This is a genomic window from Ruixingdingia sedimenti, from assembly GCF_031432425.1.
Taxonomy (GTDB): domain Bacteria; phylum Pseudomonadota; class Alphaproteobacteria; order Rhodobacterales; family Rhodobacteraceae; genus Ruixingdingia; species Ruixingdingia sedimenti.
The window spans coordinates 1-13,029 of sequence record NZ_JAVKPH010000055.1 but is presented as its reverse complement, the minus strand read 5'-3'; the positions used below and the strand labels follow the sequence as shown (position 1 = coordinate 13,029).

16 protein-coding genes are annotated in these 13,029 nt (G+C 63.1%); 6 read left to right on the top strand and 10 right to left on the bottom strand.

The genetic code is table 11. The features are described 5' to 3' along the window. Positions 1–178 precede the first annotated feature (178 nt). Complete coding sequence (locus RGD00_RS21865) at positions 179–376, top strand: hypothetical protein (protein WP_310459362.1); 198 nt, start codon at positions 179–181, stop codon at positions 374–376. 187 nt (positions 377–563) lie between these two features. Here RGD00_RS21865 and RGD00_RS21860 read toward each other — a convergent pair whose 3' ends face one another. The 4 genes from RGD00_RS21860 to RGD00_RS21845 all read right to left on the bottom strand — a co-directional run bounded on the left by RGD00_RS21860 (position 564) and on the right by RGD00_RS21845 (position 4,465). Next, on the bottom strand, positions 564–2,357 hold the full coding sequence (locus RGD00_RS21860; protein ID WP_310459361.1) for a phage terminase large subunit family protein: 1,794 nt from the start codon (positions 2,355–2,357) through the stop codon (positions 564–566). Beyond that, a complete protein-coding gene (locus RGD00_RS21855) occupies positions 2,347–2,859 on the bottom strand; it encodes a terminase small subunit (RefSeq protein ID WP_310459360.1) in 513 nt (170 codons plus the stop codon). Before RGD00_RS21855 ends, RGD00_RS21860 begins: the two co-directional genes overlap by 11 nt. A gap of 87 nt (positions 2,860–2,946) precedes the next feature. Further along, positions 2,947–3,546, bottom strand: coding sequence for a hypothetical protein (locus RGD00_RS21850; protein WP_310459359.1), 600 nt, complete (start codon positions 3,544–3,546; stop codon positions 2,947–2,949). Continuing rightward, positions 3,533–4,465, bottom strand: a complete 933-nt coding sequence (locus RGD00_RS21845; protein ID WP_310459358.1) for a helix-turn-helix domain-containing protein — start codon at positions 4,463–4,465, stop codon at positions 3,533–3,535. Before RGD00_RS21845 ends, RGD00_RS21850 begins: the two co-directional genes overlap by 14 nt. A 402-nt stretch (positions 4,466–4,867) precedes the next feature. Between RGD00_RS21845 and RGD00_RS21840 the strand changes: the two genes are divergently transcribed. Both RGD00_RS21840 and RGD00_RS21835 read left to right on the top strand, forming a co-directional pair. Continuing rightward, entirely contained in the window at positions 4,868–5,092 is a 225-nt protein-coding gene (locus RGD00_RS21840; protein ID WP_425603448.1) for an AbrB/MazE/SpoVT family DNA-binding domain-containing protein, read from the top strand. Beyond that, positions 5,089–5,481 carry a type II toxin-antitoxin system death-on-curing family toxin gene (locus tag RGD00_RS21835; RefSeq protein WP_310459356.1) on the top strand — a complete coding sequence of 131 codons (393 nt, stop codon included), beginning with the start codon at positions 5,089–5,091 and terminating at the stop codon, positions 5,479–5,481. Before RGD00_RS21840 ends, RGD00_RS21835 begins: the two co-directional genes overlap by 4 nt. A 72-nt stretch (positions 5,482–5,553) precedes the next feature. On the opposite strand, the gene RGD00_RS21830 is transcribed toward RGD00_RS21835, so the two are convergent. The 3 genes from RGD00_RS21830 to RGD00_RS21820 all read right to left on the bottom strand — a co-directional run bounded on the left by RGD00_RS21830 (position 5,554) and on the right by RGD00_RS21820 (position 8,231). Then, positions 5,554–5,739 (bottom strand): hypothetical protein, encoded by a 186-nt coding sequence (locus tag RGD00_RS21830; protein WP_310459355.1) that lies wholly within the window; start codon positions 5,737–5,739, stop codon positions 5,554–5,556. 52 nt (positions 5,740–5,791) lie between these two features. Beyond that, positions 5,792–6,190, bottom strand: a complete 399-nt coding sequence (locus RGD00_RS21825; protein WP_310459354.1) for a helix-turn-helix domain-containing protein — start codon at positions 6,188–6,190, stop codon at positions 5,792–5,794. A gap of 274 nt (positions 6,191–6,464) precedes the next feature. Then, on the bottom strand, positions 6,465–8,231 hold the full coding sequence (locus RGD00_RS21820; protein WP_310459353.1) for a DNA recombination protein RmuC: 1,767 nt from the start codon (positions 8,229–8,231) through the stop codon (positions 6,465–6,467). A 340-nt stretch (positions 8,232–8,571) separates the two neighbouring features. Here RGD00_RS21820 and RGD00_RS21815 point away from each other — a divergent pair, with 340 nt between their 5' ends. Continuing rightward, positions 8,572–8,784: a helix-turn-helix domain-containing protein gene (locus tag RGD00_RS21815; RefSeq protein WP_076534446.1), complete on the top strand. Its 213-nt coding sequence runs from the start codon at positions 8,572–8,574 to the stop codon at positions 8,782–8,784. Between the two features lie 2 nt (positions 8,785–8,786). Beyond that, positions 8,787–10,136, top strand: a complete 1,350-nt coding sequence (locus tag RGD00_RS21810; protein ID WP_310459352.1) for a HipA domain-containing protein — start codon at positions 8,787–8,789, stop codon at positions 10,134–10,136. On the opposite strand, the gene RGD00_RS21805 is transcribed toward RGD00_RS21810, so the two are convergent. Both RGD00_RS21805 and RGD00_RS21800 read right to left on the bottom strand, forming a co-directional pair. Then, on the bottom strand, positions 10,129–11,379 hold the full coding sequence (locus RGD00_RS21805) for a type II toxin-antitoxin system HipA family toxin (protein ID WP_310459351.1): 1,251 nt from the start codon (positions 11,377–11,379) through the stop codon (positions 10,129–10,131). The genes RGD00_RS21810 and RGD00_RS21805 overlap by 8 nt on opposite strands. After that, positions 11,376–11,684 (bottom strand): helix-turn-helix domain-containing protein, encoded by a 309-nt coding sequence (locus RGD00_RS21800; RefSeq protein WP_310459350.1) that lies wholly within the window; start codon positions 11,682–11,684, stop codon positions 11,376–11,378. The genes RGD00_RS21805 and RGD00_RS21800 overlap by 4 nt, the downstream gene beginning before the upstream one ends. 163 nt (positions 11,685–11,847) lie before the next feature. Here RGD00_RS21800 and RGD00_RS21795 point away from each other — a divergent pair, with 163 nt between their 5' ends. After that, positions 11,848–12,330, top strand: coding sequence for an HNH endonuclease (locus RGD00_RS21795; protein ID WP_310459349.1), 483 nt, complete (start codon positions 11,848–11,850; stop codon positions 12,328–12,330). A 162-nt stretch (positions 12,331–12,492) separates the two neighbouring features. Here the strand turns inward: RGD00_RS21795 and RGD00_RS21790 are convergent, their stop codons facing one another. Then, positions 12,493–12,660: a hypothetical protein gene (locus RGD00_RS21790; RefSeq protein ID WP_310459348.1), complete on the bottom strand. Its 168-nt coding sequence runs from the start codon at positions 12,658–12,660 to the stop codon at positions 12,493–12,495. Positions 12,661–13,029: the final 369 nt, after the last annotated feature.

The following is a 13,029-nucleotide window of genomic DNA, read 5'->3' as shown; positions in this document are numbered from 1 at the left end:
ACGCTGGTCTCCATTGCAGATACCAGCTTGAATCACGATCACCGCGCCCGGTGAATCCCTTTTGTCAACACGCCCTAAATCGGCATTCTAGGTTGCACGAGGCGCAACAGGGAGAAAGCAGTCAATGAGAGTGATCCCCCACCTTCGAACCTATAGGGGCAGAGATGCAGTCAGGAGGATGCGCACAGACAGTTTCAATGAGATGGCCCGCAGGGCCGCGGAACATGTGAACAAAGACTTTTCGATCTGTGGGCAGGACACAAAAACCTACCTGTTCGCGGCGCTGGCATTGGAACTTGGCAGCGATGAAGAAACCATGAGGGAAGCGTTGTCTGACGGAGGACATAACGGGATCACGCTGTTTCGTAACAGATAGTAACCATCATCGGCTGGAAGCGGCGGGGGCGGCCGCAGAAAGGTCGAAAGACAGCCGCCCCCTTTCGTTGCCCGCCGCGATCGACGTATCCGCGGGCTGTCGCGGTTTACGGGTCGGCGCTGCAACATCCCGCAGCACCGGAGCCGACGCGGCCACTCGCCGACCAACGCCACGCCGGCCCTATCCTCTATCGTCGCGCCATCCAGGCGCTTTCCAGAACCGGCCGGCGGGCCGGGGTGACGGGTTCCGCGTGCGCCAGTTCGGCGCGGCGCGTTTCCGGGTTGAACGTCACCAGGCTTCGCGCCGCAAGACCATAGCAGCAGCAGTCAAGTCCTTCTGCTGCCCGATTGCCCAGCCTGACGAACTGGCGCGTCGGCTGGCCCCGGCTGTATTTTATCTGCACGGCCTCTGAACATAGCTGCTCATACCAGGTCGGGGTCAGGCTGTCCGAGAACCGCCATGCGCCAGCCTGCTTGATCCCTGCGAACAGACGCGATTTCAGACCATCGACGCCGCAGATGTAGAGGTTAACGGTCTTGCCCTTGGCCCGGGCGGCTCGTTCCAGCGGCGGGCGACTGAACCCGGCCACGCCCTTGATGGGCACAATCCGGCGGCGGTGGCGGCCGGCGCAGAATGCGTAAACCTGCGGCTGCGAAACTCCGTCCGAGCTGTCGATGCAGACCGCATCGAGGCCGATCTTGCCGCCCAGCGCGTGGGGCCAGCGTGTGGAAAGCAGCGCATCCAGCTGCGCCCAGGTGTCGGCGTCGTCATAGGCACCCCACAGCACGAAATGCGCCAGGGCGAACACGGTCCCGGTGGCACCGTGCCCAAGGATTGAGGCTTCCAATCGGTCGCGCTGCACGTCAACGCCGGAGGTCAGGCATAGGACCGCCTCTGGAACCGGATCCAGCCCGATCGGCTCGGCCCGCGCCTGTAGGGCGCTCTCGTCCAGTTCTTCGCCCTCGGAACGCCAGCCTTCGGCAAGGGCGCAGTTCGTGAACACCTGCAAAAGTTCCGGCGTGTCCTTCGCGGCCAGGAACTCGGCCGCCAGCTTCGCCCAGGATGCGTTCGGGTGCGGCGAGGTCAAAGCCGAGACCTTGAACCCGGCGTGGTTCTGCACCTCGGGCCTGGTGATCGACCAGCGGCCTTCCTCGACCATCTGGGGCTTGTGGCGTTCCTCGATTTCCTCGGAACAGTGGGGGCACCGCCAGCGGGCGGTGTCAGGCCGCCCGGGGTCCCAGACAATCCCGCTGAACAGGACCTCCCCGAAGCTGCCGCAAGCGGGACATGGCACCTGAAACACCCGCTGGTCGCTTTGCCCGTAAAGGCGCAGAATATGCGAGGTTTCCGAATAGGTCGGGGTGCTCCCGGCGATCAGTTTCCTATCGCTGAAACTGATAGTCCGCTGCGTTGCCAAAGTTATCGGATCACCTTCCGGGGTCATATCCATCGCGTCTATTTCGTCTAAAATCAAATACTTAGCGTTATGTCTTCTCAAATTTCGGGGACTGCGGGCCGCGACGATTTTCAGGCTCCCGCCCGGGAACCTGCGGCTGGTCAGGGTGTTCCGCTCCCCCTCGGGCGTGTCGTCGGCCAGCGCGGTGGCGACGATGGGCGAGGCGGCAAAGGTCGGTTCCAGATCGTCAACCGTGAACCCGCGCGCATCCTGATCGGTCGGCAGAACCACCAGAACTGGGCCGGGATCGTTCGCAATGAAGCCCGCGATCGAGGCCGCGGCCAGCATGCTGTAGCCGACCCTCGTGGCTTTCAACACGGAAACGCGCTCGATCAGCGGATCGGCCAGCGCGTCGGCTATGCCCCTCTGGAAGCCCCAGAGGCGCACCGGGCCGGGCGTCGCGCTCACCCCCTGCGGAAGGCGGATTTCGCGTTCGATGAACTCTGAGCCCCGCAGTTTGGCCGGCGGGCGCAGCGCTTGCAGCGCGGCGGCACGCATGGCGGCGATCTGATCATCAAGCGGCATCTTCGGCCCCCTTGTCATCGGCAAGTTCTTCGAGGGCGAAGCGAATTTCCTTGTCGATCACCTCCGCATCGGCGCCGGACAGGTGCGGAAGCGCTCCCCGGACACGCGACGGCACGGCCAGCACCCGCGCCCGCACCTGCCCAAGGATGCCCGACCAGGCGCGGGTGACTTCCTCGGCCCTGACCAGTTCGCCCCGGGCGGCCGCGTTCTTCAGCGCCTGAGCGTCAGCCTGTTCCCGCGCCAACCGCGCGCGTTCGGCTGTCAGGTTCGCCACCTCCTCCTCGCCGCCGCGCCCACTGGCGGTGCCGCGAAGATGGGCGCAATACCCCCGCACCGTCGCGGCCAGATCCCACGCATCTCGGCCGAGGTGCTTGGCAATGCCCCGGTTTTTCAACTCCGTCAGCATGGCCGGGGAAATGCCCAGCAGATCGCAAAGGCCCGGCCCGTCAATGCGATGGACGGGCCCTTCGCTTCCAAGGTCGAGTTCCGAAACGATCCTCATTTTCCCCTTCCTTTTCATCGGCTTATTTCAAGCTCTTGTAAAATCTTGCAAAGCCGGAGGCGTCGCGCCTTCGCCCCCCGTGAGGGATCACCCCCCGGAAGGACCCGTGGTAGGGGCATTGGCCCATGCTTCGGGGTCTGTCAGCATAAAGGCGAGGTCACGCAAGCGGCGCGCGGTCTCGGCATCGCCGTGATGAAACCCGATAGCCGCAGCGACGGCAGCCAGCGCCCCCGACAGGATCGCCTCGCGGGGAATGCTGTCATGATGTTCCAAATGTTCCATCGCCGCCCCGACCGTGATCGCCGCCAGTCGCGCCATGGGTTCGAAGTCGGGATGGGCACCGTCGAATATTGGCAGCGTCAGCCGATGCACAGTCCTGCCGTCCTCGCTCTCGCGCGTCTCGATCCAGCCGCCCGCGGCAAGATTGGTCAATGCAACCTCCATGCTCCGCACGGTCGATCCGCAAGCCTCGGCCAGACGCTCCACAGACCAATCCGTCTCGCCCGTCACCGGGTCGATGGCCCATGTTGCGATGGTCGATCCAAGCACCTTTTCGCGCGCCCGCAGCCTCGGCCAGCGCAGAACCACATCCAGCCAGTCGAAATGCGAAGCCGGTGAAGGCGCCCCTGCGCTGCGGTTGACGTGCCGCCCGATAAACCCGATCTGGTCTTGATCACGCTCGAACATTGCAAACCTCCGTTCTCGCTGTCGCCCATGTTGCCCACCGATGGGCCATCATGCTTTCCACCGCGTTGTGTTCGGTCGGTGGGTATCGGCAGGGGATTTCCCAGCCTCGGCCCTCCGCATCGCTGGACTTCACCCCGAGTTCGGCAAGCGTCGGGAAGCCCCTTCTTCGCAGCCACTCATCCCAGACCCGTTCGCGGTCGCTGCCGAGATGGGCGACAGCGGCAAGGGTCAGTCGGGGCCGTTCCGGCATTCCGTTGGGCGGGTGGGCAGGTGCCGCCGCGATGCGATCTGGTGGCGAAGCCCCTCGCGCAGGTGCCCGCGCATACGCGCGCACTTTTTGGTTCTTTCGTGGTTCACTATGAGACCCGCCACTGGTGACGCCCTTTTGTGCGGTTTCTGGCACCCTATAAGCCCCGCGAATGGGTGCCATGGGTGGCACCGTTTTGGACATATCGGCATCCCGGTTGTCGGTGTGACGGGCGGTGATTTCGCTGACATTCGGCGGCGCAACGGCACCCTTTGCGCTGTCTGCGGTGAAGGTGATCGAGGACGGTCGCCCCCGCCCGTTGCCTTTGCTGCGGATGATCCAGCCACAGGCTTCCAGATCGCCAAGGGCGCGCTGGACCGTGCGCTCGGGGTCGCCGGTCGCCTCGCCGAGGGTCGCTATGAACGGGTTGCACCTGCCGTTGGCATGATTGGCGAACTCGTCAACCAGCGTCACGGCGATCAGCTTGGCGGTCTTGCTTAGACGTGCGTCACGCTTAACCGCGCGCTTCCATCCCCAGCGGACCTTGCTCCACTCGCCGCGCAGGCCATCGCCGCTTGCGACGATAGACAGTTTCGGGCTATGGTCGGGACGGATATTTTCCTCATCCACATCAGCCCCGGTCGCGCCCGCCAGCGCGCCGGGGTTTTCCATTTCCCGGGGTTCCTCGATAGGAACATCTTGCGAATGAGCGGAGGCCGGGCGTGCGGGATCTGTGTAATATCCCGGTGCTACGGCGGGGTTTGTTCCTGCCATGTTCTGCCGTTCGGCGCTTGCCGCAAAATTGGGCTCGCCATAACCGCCTGAAAACATGGTGGAAAATGGTGCTGTGAGAGAGGATTGAACTCTCGACCATTCTATATAAATCAATAACTTAAGTGATGCTCTGGCACCAGAAAACGAACAGATTCTGGCACCGGAATTTTCCCGATCCTTGCCTGACTGGCGCCATACTGGCAGAGGTGACGAGGCCCATTCATCCCAGGAGGCTACAGCGCCTTGTCGACCCGAAGAAGGGGAGGTATACACAAACATATATACCTGAGGATACCAAGCATGATCGAAACAAAGATCCGCAAGGTCGGCAACTCGGCTGTCATGACACTGACGACAGAGATGCTGACGCTGCTCGACGCAAAGGAAGGCGACACGCTGTTCGTGGTGCGCACCGACGATGGTGGTCTGAAGCTGATGACTGAAGACCCTGCGCTGAAACAGGCGCTAGCAGCGGCGGAAATCGTCATGGACGAGAATCGCGACCTGCTTCAGGCGCTCGCGTGAGCCAGTGGACCTGGGTTCCGTTAGCCGCGCTGACCGTGATTCATGACCGGCAGATCGCCAGGCACGGAGGCGCGCCTGGCACAAGGGATCTCGCGCTACTGGAAATGGGCTGCGCGCGAGCGATGAACCTCGTCGCCTATGCCGATCCCGATGTCTTCGAAATCGCGGCAGCCTATGCCTTCGGGATCAGCAAGGCGCATGCCTTTGTTGATGGCAACAAGCGGACAGGCTTCGTCGCCGCGTTTACCTTCCTGCGGCTGAACGGGCACCCTCTGCGCCCTGAACCGCTGGCTGGTGTGCGGATGATGGAGAGCCTCGCCTCGGGCGACGCAAGCGAGAACGACTTCGCTGAATGGCTGAGAACACTGGAAGCTCCTGATCCGCGATGAAACCGGGCCTCGCTCGCTGCCTCATCAGCCGTCCAATGTAGGGAACCGGCTGACCTTTTCTGCGCCGACGCCTCATCCCGCGTCCAGTAGCGCTGTGAGCGCGCGGACGCGCTTCGGTGTGATCTTCGGGTCGCTGCCGCAGGAGATGACGCGGATGAACTCGATCCATGCCTGCTCGTTCGCTGTCAGCTGGTCCCATGGTCCCGCCGGGGACGTGGGTATAGTGAAGACGGTATCGTCCATGTCGTCCTCGGTCATGCGAGCTGGTCCCGTGGTCCCAGCGGTCTAGCTGTGATCTGTCGCTGCATGATCATTTCCCGAAGATCGCCCGGAGCGCCGTGCGCGAGCGTGCGGTCAGTCGCGGGTCGCTGTTGTCCGAGACGTCGCGGAGTTCCGCCAACCAGCCGCGTTCGTTCTCGGTCGCCGGAGTGCCGAAGATCTCGGTGATCGCCTTCGCTGCGGTCGCACCTACCGCCTGATCGAGCGCCAGCCGCATCAGGTAAGCCGGATCGACCTCCAGCGCCTTTGCCAGCGACGGCACGCGGTCGAGCGGCACCTTGTTCTTGCCGGACTTCAGCATCGACAGCATGTTGGCGTTGGCGAAGCCCGCTTCGCTGGCGATCTCGGCCTGGGTCTTGCGGTGCGACAGGTCGCGGACGCGGTCAGCGATCAGACGTGCGGTTGCGGTATTCTGGAAGGGGTTTGTCATGGTGTTGCTCTCATGTGGTTGTTCACATGACTTACTTACCGTGACGCGACCGAACGGTCGGGTGGGACTTCGGTGCAGATCATTGGGATCTGACGCGCGGTCGAAGTCCTAGAAAAAATGCGCGGTCGCGATGGGGGTGCTTCGGGTGCCAGCCGGTCGGGGGCGCCTGAACCCTCCGGGTTAGCTACCGAGACCTGTGGAGATCTTGCGCCCGCTCGGTCAAGAGCAGGCGCAAGATGTCAGGGCTATTGCATGATCGTGCTGGTGCGCCAGATCACTCAGCAGGTTCCGTATCGACCGTTTCCAGATCGACCGAGAGCGCCAGGGCCTCGGCTTTACCCTCGAACTCCAGCGAGATCGACTTGGTCGCACGGGCTCCCAGCGATTTCAGCGCCTCGACCTGCGACAGGACGTTGCCGCGACCGCGCGACAGCTGCCCGATAGCGCTCTCGTAGGCACCCTGGGCCGTCTCGATCCCCTTGCCGACCTTTTCCATGTTGGTGACGAAGCTTGTCACCTTGTCGTAGAGCAGCCCTGCGCGCTTGGCGATGTTCTCCGCGTTCTGATTGCGCCGCTCGACCGCCCAGACATGAGACACCGTGCGCATCGCCATCATCAGCGTGGTCGGTGTGGCGATGGTGATGTGGCGTTCCAGCGCGTATTCGGTCAGCTTGCCATCCTCGCGCAAGGCTTCGGACAGCGCGCCCTCGATCGGGACGAACATGATCACATAGTCAACCGACTGCCCTTCGGCCAGCTGGTAGGACTTTGCCGACAGCCCGTTGATATGGGCCCGCATCGCCGCGACATGGCGCTTGCGCGACAGGATCGCCTCGGACTCGTCCTCGGCGTTCACCGCAGCGGCGTAGTCGTTCAGCGAGACCTTTGAGTCGATCACCAGCGACTTGCCACCGGGGATCCTCACGACCACGTCGGGGCGCAGGCGCTCGCCTTCGGTGCCGGTGCGATGCGCCTGGGTCAGATATTCCTCATCCTTGCGCAGACCAGAGCGTTCCAGGATGTTTTCCAGGATCATCTCGCCCCAGGCGCCCTGCTGTTGGTGATCGCCCTTGAGCGCGCGCGTCAGTGCCAGTGCCTCTTGCGAGATCGCTTCGGAACGCCGGGTCAGCTGCGCGATCTCGGTCTTGAGCCGCTCGCGGTCCTTGACGGTTTCCTGATGGACCTCGCGCAACTCTTTCTCGAAGTGCCCCACATGTTCCTTCAGTGGAGACAGGGTTGCCTCCAGGCGTTCGACATTGGCCTTGCTGAACGCCTCTCCTTGCGTCTTCAGCGCCTCGTCGGCCAGCTGGCGGAAGCGCTCCTGCATGTCGTCGCGGATTTTCGTCAGCAAGGCGATCTTGTCGTCTGCAGCGACGCGCTCAGCCTCGATCTGCGTTTCCAGTGCCGAGATCCGCGCCTTCAGCACCTGCTGCGCCTGTTGTTCGGCCTCGACCCGCTTGCGCAGCTCGATGATGACCTCGGCTGCCTTCTGGCCGTCTGCCCGCCGTTCGGCGATCGCCTGCGCATCGGCCTGGGTCTGGGTCGTCATCCGCGCCACATCAGCAGAGAGTTCCTTCTGCCGCTGATGTTCGACCTCGATGCGAGTTTGGAAAGTTGCGATGTCGCTGGTTAGCCGCGTGATGGTGGCATCGCGCTCCGCAATCAGCGCGGTGTCGGCCTGCTGTCGCGCCTGCAGGCCAGAGATCAGCGATCCCAGTTCGCGCATCTGCGCCTGATCGGTCTCGATCCTGGCGCGCAGTGTTGAAACTTCGGTCGACAGGCGGTCGGTTTCCGCCTTGCGTTCCGATACCAGGGCTTCTGCCCGGTCGGCGCGGCTCGCCACCTCGGTCAGTCGCGCTTCCTTGTCAGCCAGGCTGGTCGAGAGCCGCGCGAGTTCGCCTGCGTTGCCGGTGCTCCGCATTCTCAGCAGGACGAACAGCAGCAGCACAAGGACAAGCAGGCCAACGCCGACCATGGCAAGCTCGACGGGGTTCTGTGCGGCGAGCCAGGCGAGAAAGTTCTGTGGGCTGTCGGTATCCATATGATCCTGCTCAAAATCTGCATCTTGGTTCGCGCAGTGGGGCAGTCATATCCGGCAATTTCAAGCCAGGATTGTGGCCGTCATCAGTGCTCGTCATGCCTGGCGCAGCCAAGGCGCCACGCAGTCGCTTCAGACCTCCAATCCTAGGCACCACCCACCTGATGCTGTCGCGCTTTTGTCGCGCAATCGGTGCAAGCGCGACTTGGCAGAGTTTGGCGTCTGAACCAAAAGTGCGGCGATGGCGTCGAAACGATACGCGTTTTGGCTGTTCTGCCAAATCTCTTGTCCATAACCGCGCTAGCTGCTAGTTTTGGCGAGTGAACCAAAAGAATGCTGCTCCATGAAGATCCAGACCACCACCGACCTCGGCGGTTTCATCCGCGACCGGCGCGAGGGGCTGGGGATCAAGCAGGGCGATCTTGCGAGTATCGCCGGCGTCGATCAGGGCAACCTGTCCAAGATCGAGCGGGGCACCGCCAAGGCGACGCTGGACACCTATCTGCGCCTGTGCAGCGCATTGGGCATCGACCTGATGGCGGAACCTCGGGCATGAGGATGGATGTCTGGATCGAGGGACGCGACAGCCCCGTGGGCCTTCTGTCGCGCAACGACGACAGGACGTTGAGCTTTGTCTATGCCGATGGGGTCGCGCCAGAGCATCGGCTGTCGCTATCGCTTCCGCTCCGAGCGGAAGCCTATTCCGACGCTGACTGTCGCGGCTACTTCGCCAACCTGCTGTTCGAAGGCCCACAGCTGGAGCGTATCCTCGACAGCTACCAGCTGGAGCGGGGCGACGTTGGCGCCTTGCTCTGGCATCTTGGCGTCGACGCGCCAGGTGCGATCTCGGTCACACCGGCGGGGTCAGGTCCAGGCAAGACGCCAGGGATCTTTCCGCAGGACTACACGCTGCTGACCGAGGACCGGCTGAACGAGATCGTGCTGTCGCTCCATCTGCACAGGCGGTTGCCCGACGATGCGCGCGATCCATCGCCCGTCGCAGGTGTGCAGGGCAAGATCGCCGTCGTCGCGCAGGGCGGGCGCTTCTACCTGCCAAAACCGGGATCGCGGGCGCCGACGACACATATCCTCAAGGTCTCTCCGGTCGATGATGCGCAGATCACCCGCAATGAGGTCGCGCTGCTGAAGATCGCCGAGACATGCGGAATCGTGGTTGCTACCTGCCGACCGCTGGAATTCGACCTGCCGGGTCGACAGGTCCATGCGCTCCTCTCGACCCGGTTCGACCGAGGGGTTCAGATTGCGGACGGCGCTTGTGTGATCACCCGTGTCCATGTCGAGGACTTCTGCCAGGCGCTCGGACTGCCGCCGACGCTGAAGTATGAGCGGGGCAGCGTGAACCCCGACCGCCGCTTCTCGGCTGCGGCGGTGCGCCGGATCGGGGCACAGGCATCGGTGCCGACGCTGTTCCAGCGTGATTTTCTCCAGCACACGCTCTTCAACCTGCTGGTCGGAAACTCGGACAACCACGGCAAGAACGGCTCCGTGATCCACCGGGACGGTGGGACAAGCCTGGCGCCGCTTTACGACGTGGTTCCGGTCTTCATGGACCGGACTGTCACCCACCAGCTTGCGTTCTGGCATGGAGCAGCGGAATTCGCCGAGGACGTCACGCAGGACAATCTGCGCAGGCTGCTCATCGACCTCGGATATGCAAAGCCACCGCTTGCGCGCATCATCAAGCAGGTCACAGCGCTGGCACAGTCGATCGCCAGGGCAGCACCGGGTCTCGCGACCAAGGAGCTAGCGGATGCGCTGCAGGCGCAAGCCAAGGTCGTTGAAGCGGCTCTGGGAGCCGATTTCGGTCTTCCCCCACGCGACTACTACGCCAGGATCAACCGAGATGATCGGGCGGCGAACGTGGGTGGGTGGGGTGGTTTCAGCTGAGAGAACCGCCTGGTGAAGTCGATCCGAACGCATCTGCGATCCGTCGGGTGAGCGCGTCTGGCACATCGCTTTCCCCGGCATGGCGCGCCCAATCCGCGACGGCCGCATCGACCTCTGCCACAATCTCGGCTGCGCGCTTCGGTTTGATCGCCGCCTTCTGCGCGACCTGATCGATCTGAGTCCGTCCTGGCTTGCGTCCTTCGCCTGCGACAAGCAGCGTGTGCTCGCCACCCGGTCCCTGACTGAAGCTGATGTCATAGGCGGGCGCCAGCTGCCAGGTGCCGGTATGGTCCATCAGAAACGCGTGGTTCTTCATGTGGTCATCGCGGTTCAGGGTGCGGATGTTGAAGACCATCCGCCGGAACATCTCCTCGACGGCGCGCTGATCTCGGGTCATGGCGCGGACAACCTTGAGCAGGTCGATGTAATCGAGCGTCGCACTCCGGAAGTCGACATCCAGCAGCGCGGCGACCGTCTGCATGTGCAGCCGCCTGGCGCCTTGGCGGTCGAAGCGGTCGGTGACAAAGAACGGCTCGCCCGAGCTTGCGCGCAGCACCATCACCGGTGCCATGGTGATCCCGGCAGCACGCGCCATCGCGGCATAGGCGGCTTCTGCCTCGACCGCACCAACATCGTCATGCACGGCACGGCGCTTGACCAGCACAGGACGCCAGCCCGGCTCCCACCGATGGCGGTGTCCTCGCAGGTGGTGGCCGTCATCGGAAATCTGCGCCACGAACTTTGGCCGCGCCCCTTGCGATCCGCCTGCCATCTGGCGCAGCAGCTCCAGATCCTCGACCGCTGTGCCTTTGCCGACCTCGGGCACCAGGCGGTCGAACCAGTCGAGGCTGATCGCATCCTGGGCGTTCGGCGTCTCCTCGGGTCGATAGGTCAGCGCACCCATGCCATCGGTGCCGATCATCGCCAGCCGATCCAGGTCGGTGATGTCGGTCATCGCCATTCCCCGAGCTGCCAGTTCCCGATCAATCAGCAACCGCCCCCAGCCATCCGGCAGGCTGTCGCCAAACAGGCCGGGCAGATCACCAAAGCCGCGCCCGCGCGGACGCAGCAGGGTGGTGTGGGTCTTGACCAGAAAGGGGCTGACAGGAAGCGGCGCGGCTGCGAACGTCGGTTCCCATTCCGCGACGGCCTGACGGGTAGCGGTATCCCAGCCCAGTCGCGCAACAGGGCGTTCCGGTCCGGTGCCGAAGTCGAGCATGACATGCAGACGGCGAAGACTCATCCCCGCGCCCTCGAACGGGCACGCTTGGGGCGCGCAGCGTGATGCTCGACCTCATCCAGCGTGCGCGCCTCTGGCATCGGAAAGAGCGCATGGAAGCCCTCCAGCGCGTCGAGCGCCTCGGCAATGGCAAGAAGCGATGATAGCGAGACTTCACCCAGCCGCTCGAACCGTTTCAGCGTGCCCAATGGCACCCCCGAGCGGACGGCCAGGTCGGCCTGAGTGATGTTCAGCGCGATCCGTCTGTTTCGTGCGGCGACACGGACAGCCTCGCGAAGGTCCAGGGCAGTCTCAAGTGCGGGAAACATGAGAGATCCTTATTTTAGGATCATATTTTAGTCGATAAGGTCACTGATCGCCACAAGAAGCTAATATGTGATCCAAAGATATCCGAAAAATCGTCCATCCCAGAAAACGATTTGTCTCCGCGAGCGTATAACCTGGCATGACCCATCCAACCGGAGACGACCCATGCTGACCCAGAAACGCCTGCGCGAAATCCTGACCTACGATCCTGTCACCGGCATCTTCACCTTCGCCAAGGGCAAGCGGAAGGGCAAGATCGCAGGCACCGCACATGACCCTCGTGGCTTCCAGAAGGTTCAGATCGACAACGAACGCCACCTGCTGCACCGCCTCGTGTGGCTCTGGATGACCGGCACGATGCCGCGCTGGTCGGTCGAGCACATCAACGGCGATCACAGCGACAACCGGTGGGAGAACCTGCGCGAAGGCAACCGTCCGCAGAAAGCCACCCACCGGGCACCCTGGCGCGAGCCGACCAGCACACCGGGCGTCTGGTTGGTCGGAGAGCGCTTCGAGGCGATGGTCGAGGTGGATGGGGTGATGATGAACCTCGGTGCGTTCGAGACGCAGGAAGCCGCAGCTACCGCCATCGCAAGGGTCCATCAGCGGGCGCGTGAGAGGTTGGCACAACAGCGCAGAGCAGCCTGACAAAGTTGACATCGGGTGCCAAAGCGCAACTTTTTCTGTCCACAGGTCAACTTTCCGACCCCTCCGAAGGCGTCAAATGTCAACTTTCCGGTGGTTTCGTGGACAGATCAGCCCCTGTGGGGAGCCTGAAAGTTGACAGGCGCAACCTAAAAACCCCTTGTTTCATTGAGCTTTTGAGCCGAAAGTTGACAGAACTTTACGTTTTCGAGCCGGAAAACCGTTTTTCCGCGCAGCCTGACCCGCACGCGGCCAACCACGATCACCACGACCGGGATCGAAATGCACGTTGGACAGATCGTCCGCATCAGCACCGGACGCGACCAGGGCCATGATCAGGGCAACGGCGAACACGATCCGTCTTGTGGGCAGAGACAGCCATCAGACGCAGACCCTGACGATGACCATCGCTTTGCAGGACAGGGCGATCCTGTGAGTTCAACCTGACCACCAAGTCACCGAGCGGATCTGAACCGCATCACCTTTTCGGTCCGCACGCCGGGGGCGCACGCTGGCAGCGTTTCCGGTCTGACCGCACCTCACCCACCACCCGACACGAGGATGCACCTCAGCGGTCGCCCCAGCCAGTCTGGCGACGATGCCTGTGGTCAGGGTGACAATGAAGGTAAGCGCGACGCTGATCCCCTCCTGCCGCTTCTGATCTGACCGGGCCATTCTCCGGGCGCATGAGCGTTGGAGGTG